This window comes from Plesiomonas shigelloides (assembly GCF_900087055.1).
Lineage (GTDB): Bacteria > Pseudomonadota > Gammaproteobacteria > Enterobacterales > CAMTGL01 > Plesiomonas > Plesiomonas shigelloides.
Genome location: NZ_LT575468.1, coordinates 2,544,300 through 2,560,360, shown reverse-complemented (window position 1 = coordinate 2,560,360; position 16,061 = coordinate 2,544,300). Strand labels below are relative to the sequence as shown.

Genomic DNA, 16,061 nt, shown 5'->3' with positions numbered 1-16,061 from the left:
CTATCTCAGCCCCTTATCGCCAGTTCCCAATTATCGATGCCATCATCTTCTATGGGTGTATTCGCACTGAAAGATCATGGCCGCATTACGCGCGGTATTACAGCATCGCTTTGAGGCGATACAGCAGATCCAAGGCTTGGCGCGCACTCAGATTATCTGGATTTAACGCTTCTAACTCATCAATCACTGGATGCGGCAGCAAAGAGAGCTGAGGCGCTGCGGCGGCAGAACTTCCAGCCGATGCATTGGCGGCGCTTTCTGGCTGTGGTTGGCTTTCCAGTTCATGCAGCTTTTGCCGTGCGCGGCGGATCACATCGCGTGGCACCCCAGCCAACGCCGCGACCGCCAGACCATAACTTTTGCTCGCCGCCCCTTCTTGTACCGCATGCATAAAAGCGATGGTTTCGCCGTGTTCAACCGCATCCAAATGCACGTTGGACACGCCTTCCAGCCGCTCTGGCAGTGCAGTTAACTCAAAGTAGTGGGTGGCGAACAGGGTCATGGCTTGAATGCGCTGGGCCAGTGCTTCGGCGCAGGCCCAAGCCAGCGACAGGCCATCATAAGTAGAGGTGCCACGGCCAATTTCATCCATCAATACCAAGCTGTGCTGGGTCGCGTTGTGCAAAATATTCGCAGTTTCGGTCATCTCCACCATGAAGGTCGAACGGCCGGAGGCCAAATCATCGGCGGCACCGACCCGGGTAAAGATCCGATCGACCGGCCCAATCACGGCGCTTTCGGCGGGCACGAAACTACCGATATGCGCCAGTAACACGATCAGCGCGGTTTGACGCATATAGGTGCTCTTACCGCCCATGTTCGGACCGGTAATGATCAACATGCGACGCTGATGATTGAGCTGCAGCGGGTTGGCGATAAACGGCTCACGCAGCATTTGCTCGACCACCGGATGGCGACCATTTTCGATGGCGATCCCCGGTTGCTCACTTAATTGTGGACAGTGATAATCCAGCGAATCGGCGCGCTCGGCGAGGTTTGCTAGCACATCCAGCTCGGCCAGCGCGGTGGCACTTTGCTGCAATGCCGGCAAATGTGGCAGCAGCAGATCAAACAGCTCTTCGTACAGGCTCTTTTCCAAGGCTAGTGCTTTGCCTTTGGCGGTCAAAACCTTGTCTTCGTACTCTTTGAGTTCTGGAATGATGTAACGCTCGGCATTTTTCAGCGTTTGACGGCGGATATAGTGCGCAGGCACATGCTCGCTTTGGCCACGGCTGACTTGAATGTAGTAACCGTGTACCGCGTTGAAACCCACTTTCAGGGTATCCAGACCAAGGCGCTCGCGCTCGCGGATTTCCAATTGCTCCAGATAGGTGGTTGCGCCATCGGCCAGCGCACGCCATTCATCCAGCTCAGCGTTATAGCCCGGCGCCAGCACACCACCATCACGGATCAGCACTGGCGGGTTTTCAATCACGGCGCGCTCAAGCAGCGCACATAGCTCGGCAAAATCACCGATTTGCTGATTTAAATTTTGCAGTGGCGCACAGGCCAGCGCTTGCAGCAGTTGATTGATGTGCGGCAGCTGCTGGAAGGCATTACGCATCCGCGCTAAATCGCGTGGGCGAGCGCTACGTAGCGCCAGACGAGCCAAAATGCGCTCCAGATCGCCGATTTGGCGCAGCAGCGGTTGCAGCTCGCTCACCAACATCTCGTGTTGTAGCGTGCGAATGGCTTCTTGACGGTGGCTTAAGATCTGCCGATTACGAATCGGTTGATGCAGCCAACGTTTGAGCATCCGGCTACCCATCGCGGTTACGGTTTGATCCAGTACCGAAGCCAGCGTGCAATCGGTGCCGCCGCTCAGATTTAAGGTGATCTCCAAGTTACGGCGGGTCGCCGCATCCATGATGATCCCATCTTGTTGGCGCTCCATGATCACGCCACGAATATGTGGCAGGGCGGTGCGCTGGGTGTCTTTAACATACTGCAGCAGACAACCGGCGGCGCGCAGGCCGGCATCGGCCTGTTCTACACCAAAGCCGGTCAGATCGCGCGTGCCAAATTGCAAGTTGAGCTGTTGGCGCGCGGTATCAATTTCAAATTCCCACAGCGGACGACGACGTAGGCCTTTACGGTTTTCAATCAATGCGGCGTGAGGGAAATCTTCGGCGTACAGCAGTTCAGCCGGATTGGTGCGTTGCAGCTCGGCCAGCATCGCATCGGTGCTATCGGGCTCTGACAGCAAGAAACGGCCGGAGCTGATATCCAGCGTGGCATAACCGAACTTATCACCGTGGGCGCAGATTGCCGCCAGCAGGTTATCTTGCCGCTCTTGAAGCAGCGCTTCGTCACTGACGGTGCCGGGAGTGACAATCCGTACCACTTTACGCTCGACCGGACCTTTGCTGGTGGCCGGATCGCCAATCTGCTCACAGATAGCAGCCGATTCGCCGAGCTGGATCAGCTTGGCCAGATAGCCCTCAATCGAATGATGTGGCACGCCAGCCATCGGGATCGGTTCACCCGCCGATTGACCACGCTTGGTCAGCGAGATATCCAACAATTGCGACGCCAAGCGGGCATCGTCATAAAACAGTTCGTAAAAGTCACCCATGCGATAAAACAGCAAAATATCGGGGTGCTGCGCTTTGAGGCGCAGATACTGCTGCATCATGGGGGTGTGGGCATCAAGGTTCAGGCTGTCGCTCATAAGAGTTATCTTTTTAACGTCATCAGGTGAACAAAACCGCGCGCCGCAGGCAACATGGCTTCAGTGCGCGATTTAAAATACGAATAGGTCGGCAAGGTGCCTTGTACTGCAGGCAAGCTTATATGAGGGGCAAAGGCGCTGGCAAACCTTATTATGTCCTTATTATATAGACTGGGCATATAACCTGAGCGCGCTTAAGCGGCATGGCCATGTATACATTATGGATAACTGCGCCGCATCGCCCCTGAGCCTAAGCGCTTGGGTTACACTGGCAATACAGGGTGAAAAGATCTGGGGAAAAGTATGTATCAGAGTTTGTTATCACTGAGCGAAGCGGTGGGTGCCCGTTTAACCCAATTGGGCTGGAAAATTGCTGCCGCTGAATCCTGCACCGGAGGCGGGATCATGGCCGCGCTGACGGATATTGCGGGAAGCTCGCAGTATGTAGAGCGCGGCTTTGTCACTTATACCAATCAGGCTAAGCATCAGATGCTAGGGGTCTCTTGGCAGACGCTGGATACCTATGGCGCGGTCAGTGAACCGACGGTGTGCGAGATGGTACATGGCGCGCTGCTGGCGTCAGAGGCTGACGTGGCAATTGCGGTGAGCGGGATTGCAGGCCCGGGTGGCGGCAGCGAGAGTAAGCCGGTCGGGACCGTGTGGTTTGCCTTTGCCAGCCGTAGCGGGCGCACCTTAGCTTGCCATCAACTTTTCTCTGGCGATCGGCACGCCGTTCGTGAGCAGGCGGTGCATTTTGCATTGCAAACCCTGTTAAATGAGTTTCTCTTTTAAACAGGGCTTGATACTGTATGACTATACAGTATACTGTTCGGCATACAACGCGTGACTGATTTCGTGGGGATAAGAGTAATGGACGAGAACAAACAGAAAGCCTTGGCCGCAGCGTTAGGACAGATTGAAAAGCAATTCGGTAAAGGCTCTATCATGCGTCTTGGTGATACCAAGACGTTAGATATCGAAGCAATTTCTACCGGCTCTTTGGGTCTGGATATTGCGCTGGGTATTGGCGGTCTGCCGACCGGCCGTATTGTTGAAATCTTTGGTCCGGAATCGTCCGGTAAAACCACCCTTACTCTGTCTGTTATCGCTCAAGCGCAAAAGTGCGGTAAAACCTGTGCTTTTATCGATGCTGAGCATGCGCTGGATCCGGTTTACGCCGCCAAACTGGGGGTGCAGGTTGATGATCTGCTGATCTCTCAGCCAGATACCGGTGAACAAGCACTGGAAATCTGTGATGCACTGGTTCGCTCTGGCGCGGTCGATGTGATCATCGTTGACTCCGTGGCCGCACTGACACCAAAAGCCGAAATCGAAGGCGAGATGGGCGACTCTCACGTTGGTCTGCAAGCTCGTTTGATGTCACAGGCGCTGCGTAAGTTGACCGGTAACATCAAGAGCGCCAACTGCTTAGTGGTCTTCATCAACCAGATCCGTATGAAGATTGGTGTGATGTTCGGTAACCCAGAGACCACCACCGGCGGTAACGCACTGAAGTTCTACGCCTCTGTTCGTCTGGATATTCGCCGTGTTGGCGCTATCAAAGAAGGCGATGAAGTGGTCGGTAACGAAACACGCGTGAAAGTGGTGAAAAACAAAGTATCGCCACCGTTCCGTCAGGCCGATTTCCAGATTATTTATGGCGGCGGGATCTCGAAAGAGGGCGAGCTGATCGATCTGGGCGTGAAGCACAAGCTGGTGGAAAAATCCGGTGCGTGGTACAGCTATCAGGGCGAGAAAGTGGGTCAGGGCAAGGCCAACTCGATGAAGTACTTGCAAGAGCATCCAGAAATTGCGGCTGAGCTGGATAAAAAACTGCGTGAAATGCTGTTAAGTGCGGCAGCGACTTCTGCGGAAGCGCAAGCGAACAATGATGGCGATGACGAGTTTGGTCCAGATGAGGACGAAGCATTCTGATGAATGCCATGCTACTGAATCACGCGCTGCGTCTGTTGGCGCAGCGTGAACACAGTGAGCAGGAATTGCGCCGCAAATTAGCGGCGCAATTTGTTTCTGCCGCAACCCCCGCCGATGACGAGGGCGCGTTTACCCACGCGCGGCGTGGCACCAAGCGCTCGGCGGCTAAACCGGCGCTGCAATTTAGTCGCAGTGAATGGCCGGCTACTCCTGAGGCCTTTGCCACGGAGCTAGAGTTGGTGATCGCGCACTGTGTGCAGCAAAAATGGTTGGATGACCAGCGTTATGCGGGTATGTTTTTGCGCAGCCGTAGCCAAAAAGGCTATGGGCCACGGCGCATCGAACAAGAGCTACGCCAACGCGGCGTGCCCAGTGAGGCCATCACCCAAGCTCTGTTTGATTCGGATATCGATTGGAGCGCGCTGGCGGCACGGGTAGCCGAGCGACGTTTTGGTTCGCCGCTGCCGACCGAGCGATTACCACGCAGCAAAGTGATCCGCTTTATGCTGTACCGTGGTTTTTACCAAGAAGATATTCAATCTCTGTGGTAAGCGTCAGCGACAACATCCCTCTCGCTTACCAACGCTTGTCCTCATTTTCTCCTCATCTTTGCATTTCACTGCACTAAAGCGGGTGGAATCAGCATTTTCTGCCGCCGAAAGTGCTATCTGAATTTACATCACTTGTGAGAAAATTTATCTTATCCACACTTTGATCGCCCCCGCTGTACAACAGGGACGATTCCTCAGCAATTTGATCTGACTCAGGACTTAGCTGCATGAGCAAGAGCACTGCCGAGATCCGCCAGGCGTATCTCGACTTTTTCCAGAGCAAAGGGCATCAAGTGGTGTCCAGCAGCTCACTCGTACCGGGCAATGACCCGACGTTACTGTTTACCAATGCCGGTATGAACCAGTTCAAGGACGTATTCCTTGGTCTGGACAAGCGCCCTTATACCCGCGCGACCACCTCTCAGCGTTGTGTGCGTGCCGGCGGTAAGCACAATGACCTGGAAAACGTAGGTTATACCGCGCGTCACCACACCTTCTTCGAAATGCTGGGTAACTTCAGCTTCGGCGATTACTTCAAGCACGATGCGATTCGCTATGCGTGGGAGTTCCTGACGTCGCCACAGTGGCTGGCACTGCCGAAAGAGAAGCTGTGGGTAACGGTGTACGCCTCTGATGATGAAGCGTATGACATCTGGGCCAAAGAAATTGGCATTCCAGAAGAGCGCATCGTTCGTATCGGTGACAACAAAGGTGCACCGTACGCGTCCGATAACTTCTGGCAGATGGGTGATACCGGCCCATGCGGTCCATGCACCGAGATTTTCTATGACCACGGCGATCACATCTGGGGCGGTCCTCCAGGAAGCCCAGAAGAAGATGGCGACCGTTATATCGAGATTTGGAACAACGTGTTCATGCAGTTCAACCGTCAAGCTGACGGCACACTGCTGCCACTGCCAAAGCCATCGGTAGATACCGGTATGGGTCTGGAGCGTATCACTGCGGTTATGCAGCATGTGAACTCCAACTACGAAATCGACGTCTTCAAAGCATTGATCGCGAAAGCGGCCGAAGTGACCGGCGCGATCGATCTGGAAAGCAAATCACTGCGCGTAATTGCTGACCATATCCGTTCTTGTGCGTTCTTGGTATCTGACGGCGTTATGCCATCGAATGAAGGCCGTGGCTATGTGCTGCGTCGTATCATTCGTCGTGCAGTACGTCATGGTCACATGCTGGGTGCCAAAGACACGTTCTTCTACAAGCTGGTGGGTACGCTGATTGCCGTGATGGGCAGCGCTGCCGATGAACTGCAACAGCAGCAAGCACTGGTAGAAAAAGTGCTGCGTCTGGAAGAAGAGCAGTTTGCGCGTACGCTGGAGCGTGGTCTGGCATTGCTGGATGGTGCGCTGGCTGACCTGCAAGGCGACGTACTGGATGGCGAAACCGCGTTCAAACTGTACGACACCTACGGCTTCCCTCTGGATTTGACCGCTGACGTATGCCGTGAGCGCAACATCACCGTTGATGAAGCCGGTTTTGAAAAAGAAATGAAAGCCCAGCGTGAGCGTGCGCAGGCGGCTAACAACTTTGGTGCCGATTACAACAGCATGATCCGTGTTGACGGTCAGACCGAATTCCACGGCTATACCACTACCGCCCATCAAGGTCAGGTTGTGGCACTGTTCCGTGAAGGTCAGAGCGTTGAGCAACTGCATGCCGGTGAAGAGGCGATCATCGTCCTGAACGAAACTCCATTCTACGCTGAGTCCGGTGGTCAGGTGGGTGACAGCGGTCTGCTGTTGGCCGATGGCGTTGAGTTCATGGTGACGGATACCCAGAAATACGGTCAGGCTTTTGGTCACGTCGGTAAGCTGATGTCAGGGAGTGTAACGGTCGGTGATACGCTGCAAGCAGAAGTGGATGCTGCGCGTCGTCAGAGCATTCGTCTGAACCACTCAGCGACTCACCTGTTGCACGCAGCCCTGCGTAAAGTGCTGGGCGAGCACGTGGCACAAAAAGGTTCACAAGTGAGCGCGGATGCCCTGCGTTTTGACTTCTCGCATCTGGAAGCCATGAAGGCGGAAGAGCTGCGTGAAGTTGAGCGTTTGGTGAATGCGGAAATTCGTCGCAACCACAGCGTACAGACCGATGTTCTGGATCTGGACGAAGCCAAAGCCAAAGGCGCGATGGCGCTGTTTGGTGAGAAGTATGACGAGAAAGTGCGCGTACTGACCATGGGCGATTTCTCGGTTGAGCTGTGTGGTGGTACCCACGCTGCGCGTACCGGTGATATCGGCTTGTTCCGCATTACCTCTGAAGGTGGTGTAGCTGCAGGTGTGCGCCGTATTGAAGCGGTGACCGGTGAGCGGGCGATTGCCTTTACCGAGCGTCAGCAAGACCAGCTAGATGAAGCGGCCGGTCTGGTGAAATCCGACGCATTCAGCGTAGCGGAGAAAGTCCGTGGCTTGCTGGATCGCAGCAAGCAGCTGGAAAAAGAATTGCAACAATTGAAAGACAAGCTGGCCGCTCAGGAAAGCGCGGATCTGGTGCATAATGCTATCGAGGTTAAGGGTAAGAAGCTGTTGGTCAGCCTGCTCAAGAACGGCGATGCAAAAGCATTACGTACGATGGTCGATGACCTGAAAAACCAGTTGGGTTCCGGTATCGTGGTACTGGGTCTGGCACAGGATGACAAAGTCAGCCTGATTGCTGGTGTAACCAAAGACTTGGTGGGTCAGGTGAAGGCTGGTGAGCTGGTCAGCATGCTGGCGGCACAAGTTGGCGGTAAGGGCGGCGGTCGTCCAGATATGGCACAGGCCGGTGGCTCTGATGCTGCAGCATTGCCTGCGGCATTAGACAGTGTTCAGGCATGGGTTGCTGAACGTCTGTAACCGTTAAGCTGAAAAAAAACGTACTGACCTCACTTTGAGGTTAGTACGTTTTGTTTTTTGTGCAGTGTGTCGCTTGCTTCTGTCTGTACTGATGCCACAATAAAAATTGCAACTAATTGCACTTTATGAGGCAGGGTTGGGCAGTAGGGAACACTGTTTTATTAATTGAGTAGGCAAGAACTTTAGCTAATCGGCTTACGTTTTTGTGACTTATGTTGGATAATGTCAGTACAATTCTGACAATAAGCTATTAGTTCAAGGAGCAACGAATGCTAATTCTGACTCGCCGAGTTGGTGAAACCCTGATGATTGGTGACGAGGTTACCGTTACTGTACTGGGTGTAAAAGGAAACCAAGTCCGTATCGGTGTGAACGCGCCGAAAGAAGTCTCTGTTCACCGTGAAGAAATTTACCAACGCATCCAGGCTGAAAAATCTCAACAGCCTAACTACTAACCTTTTCCTTCCGGTTAGTACTGAACCTTCCCAGCGCGTCTCGCACTTTTTCTGTGGGACGCCGATTTTCCGATAAAGCTCACAAAACCCAACCCTGACTTGCTGGCATTATTAATGCCGTTGTGATGACGCACGCACAATAAAGCGAGTCAACGGTCTGCTGTGTTGATAAAAACGGCAGATGACCTGAAAAATCAGCAGATTGCCTGTTAAGTGTGCAAACGATATGATTTTACAGGATACTTCGGAAAAAACGTTTGACTTATAAGGCTGGGAAAGTAATATGTGCGCCACGCAACGCCGGTGAGATGGCCGAGAGGCTGAAGGCGCACCCCTGCTAAGGGTGTATAGGGGAAACTCTATCGAGGGTTCGAATCCCTCTCTCACCGCCATTTTGATTTGCAATGCATCCGTAGCTCAGCTGGATAGAGTACCCGGCTACGAACCGGGCGGTCAGAGGTTCGAATCCTCTCGGATGCACCATTTCAAAATGTATGCGGTCACAGGGAAATAAGTTGTGCATCCGTAGCTCAGCTGGATAGAGTACTCGGCTACGAACCGAGCGGTCAGAGGTTCGAATCCTCTCGGATGCACCATTTAATATCAATGATTCGCCAAGGTTGGCGGGTTATAAGTTTCGGTGAGATGGCCGAGAGGCTGAAGGCGCACCCCTGCTAAGGGTGTATAGGGGAAACTCTATCGAGGGTTCGAATCCCTCTCTCACCGCCATCATTTACGAAAGCACGATGCATCCGTAGCTCAGCTGGATAGAGTACTCGGCTACGAACCGAGCGGTCAGAGGTTCGAATCCTCTCGGATGCACCATCTTTTGTTTTGTGATGGCAGTGTGGAGCAATCCACGCACCTTGCTTCATGTTGTTGATGAAATACTCTATGCATCCGTAGCTCAGCTGGATAGAGTACCCGGCTACGAACCGGGCGGTCAGAGGTTCGAATCCTCTCGGATGCACCATATTTCATCAAGGTATGACGCAAGCAGTTGTGAATAAGCAACTGAACAGTACGAAAGTAAAACGTAAAGCACATGCAGGGCATCCGTAGCTCAGCTGGATAGAGTACTCGGCTACGAACCGAGCGGTCAGAGGTTCGAATCCTCTCGGATGCACCATTCCAACCTGCAGCAGCTATACTAAAAGCGCTAGTTTTTGCTAGTGCCAGTTTGGATAAATAAGATACACAAGTGTTACTCTTGCATCCGTAGCTCAGCTGGATAGAGTACCCGGCTACGAACCGGGCGGTCAGAGGTTCGAATCCTCTCGGATGCACCATACAAAAAGTGATAGTGATGAACGGCATTAAGCCGACATAAATCGGTATCACGGCTGTTACAGCCAACCAGATTTGCATCCGTAGCTCAGCTGGATAGAGTACTCGGCTACGAACCGAGCGGTCAGAGGTTCGAATCCTCTCGGATGCACCATCTAAAGTAGAAAGCCCCGTCATTGACGGGGCTTTTTGCGTTTATACCCTTCTGACTTGAAGTTGCTGCGTTGTTGGCTTCGTTCGCTTACTCTTTCCCTCTGAATTCATCTTATTTCCCTACCTACGCTTATTTTTTTTGTCTTGTTACGTTCGCGATTAACCGATTTTAGGCTAAACCGCAGTGGCAGTTTTGTTGCATGAAAGCTGCATCTAACCAGGGATTAGGCTAGAGTAACTGCGTTTTTACCCTACTGCCTGCGTTGTATGGCGTGAAAGCCTATTGGCTCTGGTGGTAAGGCGCGGCTCAGGCAGACCAACTCCCATGCAATGGCCGCAATTGGGCAACGGATCAGCAGATATTCAGCGAAGGAGTGACAGATGGCATCATCACAACAGGCTGCAGAATTTACGTGTGGCGAGAATATTGGGCTGGCGATCACCGCCTTTGGCGCGCCAGAGGTCTTGCAGGTGCAAACCTTGCCGATGCCGCAGGCCGGTGCGCAGCAGGTGGTGGTGCAAGTGGCTGCGGCGGGAATTAACCCGATTGATGCCAAAACTCGCGCAGGTTTAGGCTGGGCGGCACAGGCGCACAAAGATGATTTGCCTTGGGTACCCGGTTTTGATGTGGCGGGAACCGTTGTGCACGCGAGCAGCGATAGTGCATGGCAGTGCGGCGATCGGGTGGCCGGTTATGTGCAAGGTGGCGGCGGGTATAGCCGTTATTTGGCGGTACCGGATACATTGCTGGCACGGGTTCCAGATAACGTCAGTTTGGCGCAAGCCGGAGCCTTACCGGTGGCCGGGATCACTGCTTGGCAGATGGTACGCAAAATGGCGGTACAACCCGGAGAGCGGGTGCTGGTATCGGCGCCTGTCGGTGGGGTAGGTCATGTGTTGGTGCAGCTGTTACGCCGCGCCGGAGCGCAAGTCGTTGCGCTGTGTTCGGCACAAAAAAGTGCGTTAGCCCAGCAGTTAGGGGCGCACGAGATCATTGATTATCAGCAACCGTTGCCTACTGCTGCCGATATTTTGCCACGGCAGGTGGATGTCCTGTTCGATTTGGTGGGCGGCGATGCCGGCATCCGCGCTTTGACATGGGTGAAACCCTCCGGTCGCGTTCTGACACTACCGACCATCAGCGCTGAGCGAGTCTGCCAAGCGGCCGCAGAGCGAGGCATTTCAACGGCGGTTGGCTTATTGGCGCAGCCTAATGTGCACGATTTACAGGCATTGCTGGCGCTCATTGCGCAAGGCGAACTGCACATCATGCTTAGCAAGGAATATCCGCTGCAGGACGGTGCCGAGGCACACCGCGAGCTTGAACGAGGTCGCACCTGTGGCAAATTGATTTTTTCATTGGAGGAACCATGTACGACCGCTACCAAGGCCTGATTTTTGATATGGACGGTACCATCATTGAATCTTTGCCGGCACACCGCCAGGCATGGGAGGAGGTGTTGGGCCGTTACGGTTTGCCGTATGAGCCGGACTTTATGGCCTCGCAAAGCGGCGCGCCAACGTGGCAGATCGCCAGCTCGATCTTAACCCGTCACGGCGCTGATCTGGATCCGCGGCTGATCGCTAAGCAAAAAGCCGATGCGGTGGAGTTGCTGCTGTTTGATTTGTGTCGTCCGTTACCCCTGATTGAGGATGTGGTGAAAGCGTATCATGGGCGTCGTCCGATGGCGGTGGGAACCGGCAGTGAAACGGCGGTCGCCGAAGCGTTGTTGCGTCATATGGGGCTGCGCGATTATTTTGCGGCTCTGGTGGGAGCTAATGATGTGCAGGCGCATAAACCGGCGCCAGATACCTTTTTACTGTGCGCCGAGAAATTAGGCATCGCGCCACAGCATTGCGTGGTTTTTGAAGATGCAGAGTTCGGTCTGCAAGCGGCGCGCCGCGCCGGTATGGATGTGGTTGACGTGCGAACCCTGTACTGATGCTTAGTGCGGCATGGGAAAGCTATGGCCTGTGGGGGCTGCTGGCCAGCAGTTTCCTCAGCGCCACTATCTTACCGGGTAATTCGGAAGTGGTGTTGGTCTGGTTGCTGCACCAAGCACAGTGGCCACAGTGGCAATTGTTAGCCGCCGCCGTCGTGGGTAATACGCTGGGTAGCCTGTGCAGCGTGTGGATGGGGCGAGGTCTGGCGATCTTAAAACCGCAACGTGGATTAGATACCGCCACGCGCTGGATTGAGCGTTATGGCGTGTGGTCATTGTGGTTTAGTTGGTTGCCGTTGATCGGCGATATTTTATGTTTGCTTGCCGGTTGGTTTCGTTTGCCGTGGGCGTCATCCACACTGTTTATTTTGTTAGGAAAAACACTGCGTTATCTGGTAATCATACTTATTTTCAACGGGGCGAGCGGTATTTTATTCGGATAGGATAAAGAGTAACCGATTGTTATAACGTAGAAATTTACCTATTTAACCAGTATCCTTAACAGATTACGAGTTCAGGTAAAGGAAGGTCTATTTTGATTCCTGACGTATCAGCTGCATTATCATGGCTGGCGGCTAATCCGCACAGTGTTAAAGGTTTGGGACGCGGTATTGAGCGCGAAACCCTGCGTATTACGCCAGATGGCCATTTGGCGGCCACGCCACACGCCTCGGCGTTAGGCTCTGCGCTGACCCATAGCTGGATCACCACGGATTTTGCCGAAAGTCTGCTGGAATTCATCACCCCAGTGGAGCGTGATGTAGACCGTCTGCTGACATTTTTACGTGATATTCACCGTTATACTGCCCGTCAGGTGGAGAACGAGCTGTTTTGGCCGTTGAGCATGCCGTGCTTTATTGGCAATGAAGACGATATCGTTTTGGCGCAGTACGGCAGCTCTAACATCGGTAAGTTTAAAACGCTGTATCGCGAAGGGCTGAAAAACCGTTATGGCGCCTTGATGCAGGTGATCTCCGGGGTGCACTATAACTTTTCGTTGCCGGATACGTTCTGGCAATTGCGGTTTGCTGGTCAAGATCCGGCCACCTATCAGGAAAGTGTCTCGGATGGTTATTTCCGCCTGATCCGTAATTACTATCGTTTTGGCTGGGTGATCCCGTATCTGTTTGGTGCGTCACCTGCGCTGTGCCGTTCGTTTATCGCTGGCCGTGAAGATGTGCTGCCGTTTGAATCTAACGGCAAAGGGTTGATGTACCTGCCGTATGCAACTTCGCTGCGCATGAGTGATTTGGGTTACACCAATAAAGAGCAGAGTAAATTAGGCATTACCTTCAATCATCTGCACACTTATGTGGATGCGCTGAAAAAGGCCATTCATCAGCCTTCCAAGCAGTATGCTGAGCTGGGCGTGAAGGTAGATGGTCAGTATCGTCAGCTCAACAGCAATGTGCTGCAGATTGAAAATGAGTTCTATGCGCCGATTCGGCCTAAGCGTGTCACCTTACCGGGTGAGTCGCCGTCGGATGCGCTGCTGCGTGGTGGCATTCAATACATTGAAGTGCGCGCGCTGGATAACAACCCTTACTCACCAATTGGGATTGATGCCGAGCAGGTGCGCTTCTTGGATCTGTTCTTGATCTGGTGTGCGCTGGCCGATGCGCCAGAGATGAGCGAAGGTGAGTTGCTGTGTTGTCGTAAAAACTGGAACCGCGTGATCCTCGAAGGGCGTAAGCCGGGGCAGACCATCGGGATCGGGTGTGAGACTAGCCGTGAGCCGCTGTCGGAAGTGGGCCAGAAACTGTTTGCCGACTTGCGTAAAGTGGCCAGCGTACTGGATGCGGAGCAGGGCAATACTTATCAGGCGCTGTGCGATAAGCTCGAGCCGGCGTTTGCCGATCCATCATTGACCTTGTCGGCGCGGGTGTTGGATGACATGTTGCAGCAAGGCATGAGCGGCTTAGGTCTGGGGCTGGCGAGTCGTTATCATCGTCAATTAGCGTCCGAGCCAACCGAAATGGTGAGCGAAGCGGAGTTTGTGCAAGAGCGTGAACATTCGCAGCGTAAACAAGCTGAGATTGAAGCCGCTGATACGCTGAGTTTTGATGCGTATTTGCAGCAGCAACACTTTTGAGCGCTCCGATCGCGGGTTCAGTCGCAGGATTTTAACCGCGGCGCCCATAAAAAAGGCCACTCCAAGGTGGGGTGGCCGAAATACATCTCTGCGTGTGTAATTTCAGGGATGTGATGACAACAAAATAGCGCGTCTTACAGTAATTAAGACCGGATGCCGGATAAAAGGTTTCCCCTGTTTGACAAAATTTTTTTGTTTTTTTCACAGAAGATAAAATCAGTAAGGAAAACAGCCGCATGCCATTACTTGATAGTTTTACCGTCGATCATACCCGTATGGCTGCACCGGCCGTGCGCGTTGCCAAGACCATGCAAACACCGCATGGCGATACCATTACCGTGTTTGATCTGCGCTTTTGCGTTCCGAATCAGGAGATCTTGAGCGAAAAAGGGATCCACACGCTGGAGCACCTGTTCGCTGGATTTATGCGCGATCACTTAAACGGCAACGGAGTTGAAATTATCGATATTTCGCCGATGGGCTGCCGTACCGGCTTTTATATGAGCCTGATTGGTGCGCCGGATGCACAGCGGGTGGCAGATGCTTGGCTTGCCGCGATGCAAGATGTGGAGCAAGTGGCCTCGCAGGATGATATCCCAGAGCTGAACCGCTTTCAGTGTGGTACCTGTGCCATGCACTCGCTGAGCGAAGCGCAGCAGATTGCGCGTAATGTACTTAGCCGCGGTGTGGGCGTGAATCGCAATGACGAGCTGGCACTGGATCCATCGCTGTTGGGCTAACGCAATCATTGGGTAAGAGATTGGGGGCAACGGTTGGCATAATCGGAGCTCAGCATAAAAAAACCGCCACTAGCGAATCGCTGCGGCGGTTTTTTTTGCGTGCGCGGTTAGCCAGACTCAGCCATCATTTTCTGGCGTGGCATCGTCACCGTTATTTTTCGGATGTACCCGTACCAGTTTGACCATGTTGTCGCTGACTTCCAGAATATCGATCTGATGACCATACATGTGCACGCTGGTGCCGACATCAGGAATATCTTCCAAGTATTCGAGCAGCAAACCGTTGACGGTTCGTGGGCCATTGGTCGGCAGTTGCCAGTTAAAGGCCTTGTTCAGATCGCGAATATTGGCGGTACCTTCCACATAAATGGTGCCGTCACTTTGCGGAGTTACTTCTTCGGCCAGAGTTGGCGACATTGAGGTGGTAAATTCACCCACAATCTCTTCAAGAATATCTTCCAGCGTGATCAAGCCTTGAATATCGCCGTATTCATCGACCACCAGACCAAAACGCTGTTTATTGCGCTGGAACTTGAGAAGCTGCACGTTCAGCGGCGTGCCTTCCGGAACGAAATAAATCTCATCGGTGGCGCGCAGCAGCGTCTCTTTGTTGAACTCGTTCTTTTCCATCATCAAGCGGTAGGCTTCACGCACGCGCAGCATACCGATGGCATCATCCAAATTGTCGCGGTACAGCACCAAACGGGCATGTTGCGAGTGGTTGAGCTGACGGACAATACTCTTCCAATCTTCGTTGATATCGATACCGACCACTTCACTGCGCGGCACCATGATATCTTCCACTGTGATTTGCTCCAGATCGAAGATAGACAGCAGCATATCTTGGTTGCGGCGGGTAATGCGCGAGCCTTCATGCACAATCGTGCGCAGCTCTTCTTTGCTGACCGCTTGCGAGTTTTTCACATCGGAGCGCAAGCCAAACAGGCGCATCAAACCGGAGGTGATCAGGTTGGTAAACAGCACCACCGGCAGCATCAGCTTCATCAGCACATTCAGCAGCAGGGTGCTTGGGAAAGCAATTTTTTCCGGATACAGCGCAGCGATGGTTTTAGGCATCACTTCGGATACGATCAACACCACCAGAGTCAGCACACCGGTGGCAATCGCCACCCCGGCATCGCCATACAGGCGCATACCAATAATCGTGGCAATGGCCGAAGCGAGGATGTTAACCAAGTTGTTGCCAATCAGGATAAGGCTGAGCAGGCGATCAGGGCGCTGCAGCAAGTGTTCGGCACGCTTCGCGCCGCGGTGTCCTTCTTTGGACATATGCCGCAACCGGTAGCGGTTCAGCGACATCATGCTGGTTTCGGAGCCGGAAAAATAGGCAGAAATTAACAACATTAAAATCAGCACAA

The 16,061-nt window shown here is 53.3% G+C and carries 12 protein-coding genes and 9 tRNA genes; 19 read left to right on the top strand and 2 right to left on the bottom strand.

Annotated features, from left to right (window positions below):
- Nucleotides 1-97: 97 nt before the first annotated feature.
- A complete protein-coding gene (mutS, locus tag NCTC9997_RS11430) occupies nucleotides 98-2,671 on the bottom strand; it encodes a DNA mismatch repair protein MutS (RefSeq protein WP_064978096.1) in 2,574 nt (857 codons plus the stop codon).
- A gap of 303 nt (nucleotides 2,672-2,974) precedes the next feature.
- Between mutS and pncC the strand changes: the two genes are divergently transcribed.
- The 19 genes from pncC (at nucleotide 2,975) to luxS (ending at nucleotide 14,682) form a co-directional block, all read left to right on the top strand.
- Nucleotides 2,975-3,463: a nicotinamide-nucleotide amidase gene (gene pncC / locus NCTC9997_RS11425; RefSeq protein WP_039045159.1), complete on the top strand. Its 489-nt coding sequence runs from the start codon at nucleotides 2,975-2,977 to the stop codon at nucleotides 3,461-3,463.
- A gap of 78 nt (nucleotides 3,464-3,541) precedes the next feature.
- On the top strand, nucleotides 3,542-4,606 hold the full coding sequence (gene recA / locus NCTC9997_RS11420; protein ID WP_039045158.1) for a recombinase RecA: 1,065 nt from the start codon (nucleotides 3,542-3,544) through the stop codon (nucleotides 4,604-4,606).
- A gap of 8 nt (nucleotides 4,607-4,614) precedes the next feature.
- A complete protein-coding gene (locus NCTC9997_RS11415) occupies nucleotides 4,615-5,157 on the top strand; it encodes a regulatory protein RecX (RefSeq protein WP_413463041.1) in 543 nt (180 codons plus the stop codon).
- Between the two features lie 227 nt (nucleotides 5,158-5,384).
- A complete protein-coding gene (gene alaS / locus NCTC9997_RS11410; protein WP_064978094.1) occupies nucleotides 5,385-8,012 on the top strand; it encodes an alanine--tRNA ligase in 2,628 nt (875 codons plus the stop codon).
- Nucleotides 8,013-8,281: 269 nt separating this feature from the next.
- Complete coding sequence (gene csrA, locus NCTC9997_RS11405; protein WP_010864349.1) at nucleotides 8,282-8,467, top strand: carbon storage regulator CsrA; 186 nt, start codon at nucleotides 8,282-8,284, stop codon at nucleotides 8,465-8,467.
- Between the two features lie 302 nt (nucleotides 8,468-8,769).
- Nucleotides 8,770-8,859, top strand: a tRNA-Ser gene (locus tag NCTC9997_RS11400).
- Nucleotides 8,860-8,873: 14 nt separating this feature from the next.
- Nucleotides 8,874-8,950, top strand: a tRNA-Arg gene (locus NCTC9997_RS11395).
- A 36-nt stretch (nucleotides 8,951-8,986) separates the two neighbouring features.
- A tRNA-Arg gene (locus tag NCTC9997_RS11390) sits at nucleotides 8,987-9,063 on the top strand.
- A gap of 43 nt (nucleotides 9,064-9,106) precedes the next feature.
- A tRNA-Ser gene (locus NCTC9997_RS11385) sits at nucleotides 9,107-9,196 on the top strand.
- Between the two features lie 19 nt (nucleotides 9,197-9,215).
- A tRNA-Arg gene (locus NCTC9997_RS11380) sits at nucleotides 9,216-9,292 on the top strand.
- 71 nt (nucleotides 9,293-9,363) lie between these two features.
- Nucleotides 9,364-9,440: transfer RNA gene (locus NCTC9997_RS11375), tRNA-Arg, on the top strand.
- A gap of 79 nt (nucleotides 9,441-9,519) precedes the next feature.
- Nucleotides 9,520-9,596 (top strand) — tRNA-Arg (locus NCTC9997_RS11370).
- Between the two features lie 83 nt (nucleotides 9,597-9,679).
- Nucleotides 9,680-9,756: transfer RNA gene (locus NCTC9997_RS11365), tRNA-Arg, on the top strand.
- 75 nt (nucleotides 9,757-9,831) lie between these two features.
- Nucleotides 9,832-9,908: transfer RNA gene (locus NCTC9997_RS11360), tRNA-Arg, on the top strand.
- 380 nt (nucleotides 9,909-10,288) lie between these two features.
- Nucleotides 10,289-11,302 (top strand): NADP-dependent oxidoreductase, encoded by a 1,014-nt coding sequence (locus NCTC9997_RS11355; RefSeq protein ID WP_064978093.1) that lies wholly within the window; start codon nucleotides 10,289-10,291, stop codon nucleotides 11,300-11,302.
- Nucleotides 11,278-11,850, top strand: a complete 573-nt coding sequence (gene yqaB / locus NCTC9997_RS11350) for a fructose-1-phosphate/6-phosphogluconate phosphatase (RefSeq protein WP_064978092.1) — start codon at nucleotides 11,278-11,280, stop codon at nucleotides 11,848-11,850. Before NCTC9997_RS11355 ends, yqaB begins: the two co-directional genes overlap by 25 nt.
- Nucleotides 11,850-12,293, top strand: coding sequence for a YqaA family protein (locus NCTC9997_RS11345; protein ID WP_064978091.1), 444 nt, complete (start codon nucleotides 11,850-11,852; stop codon nucleotides 12,291-12,293). Before yqaB ends, NCTC9997_RS11345 begins: the two co-directional genes overlap by 1 nt.
- Before the next feature lie 92 nt (nucleotides 12,294-12,385).
- A complete protein-coding gene (gene gshA, locus NCTC9997_RS11340) occupies nucleotides 12,386-13,942 on the top strand; it encodes a glutamate--cysteine ligase (protein WP_064978090.1) in 1,557 nt (518 codons plus the stop codon).
- Nucleotides 13,943-14,178: 236 nt separating this feature from the next.
- Complete coding sequence (gene luxS / locus NCTC9997_RS11335) at nucleotides 14,179-14,682, top strand: S-ribosylhomocysteine lyase (protein ID WP_064978089.1); 504 nt, start codon at nucleotides 14,179-14,181, stop codon at nucleotides 14,680-14,682.
- A 117-nt stretch (nucleotides 14,683-14,799) separates the two neighbouring features.
- Here luxS and NCTC9997_RS11330 read toward each other — a convergent pair whose 3' ends face one another.
- Nucleotides 14,800-16,047, bottom strand: a complete 1,248-nt coding sequence (locus tag NCTC9997_RS11330; protein ID WP_370599034.1) for a CNNM domain-containing protein — start codon at nucleotides 16,045-16,047, stop codon at nucleotides 14,800-14,802.
- Nucleotides 16,048-16,061: the final 14 nt, after the last annotated feature.

Coding starts and splice junctions, on each gene's coding strand:
- mutS (WP_064978096.1), bottom strand. CDS start 2,671: ATGAGCGACAGCCTGAACCTTGATGCCCACACCCCCATGATGCAGCAG.
- pncC (WP_039045159.1), top strand. CDS start 2,975: ATGTATCAGAGTTTGTTATCACTGAGCGAAGCGGTGGGTGCCCGTTTA.
- recA (WP_039045158.1), top strand. CDS start 3,542: ATGGACGAGAACAAACAGAAAGCCTTGGCCGCAGCGTTAGGACAGATT.
- NCTC9997_RS11415 (WP_413463041.1), top strand. CDS start 4,615: ATGCTACTGAATCACGCGCTGCGTCTGTTGGCGCAGCGTGAACACAGT.
- alaS (WP_064978094.1), top strand. CDS start 5,385: ATGAGCAAGAGCACTGCCGAGATCCGCCAGGCGTATCTCGACTTTTTC.
- csrA (WP_010864349.1), top strand. CDS start 8,282: ATGCTAATTCTGACTCGCCGAGTTGGTGAAACCCTGATGATTGGTGAC.
- NCTC9997_RS11355 (WP_064978093.1), top strand. CDS start 10,289: ATGGCATCATCACAACAGGCTGCAGAATTTACGTGTGGCGAGAATATT.
- yqaB (WP_064978092.1), top strand. CDS start 11,278: ATGTACGACCGCTACCAAGGCCTGATTTTTGATATGGACGGTACCATC.
- NCTC9997_RS11345 (WP_064978091.1), top strand. CDS start 11,850: ATGCTTAGTGCGGCATGGGAAAGCTATGGCCTGTGGGGGCTGCTGGCC.
- luxS (WP_064978089.1), top strand. CDS start 14,179: ATGCCATTACTTGATAGTTTTACCGTCGATCATACCCGTATGGCTGCA.
- NCTC9997_RS11330 (WP_370599034.1), bottom strand. CDS start 16,047: ATGTTGTTAATTTCTGCCTATTTTTCCGGCTCCGAAACCAGCATGATG.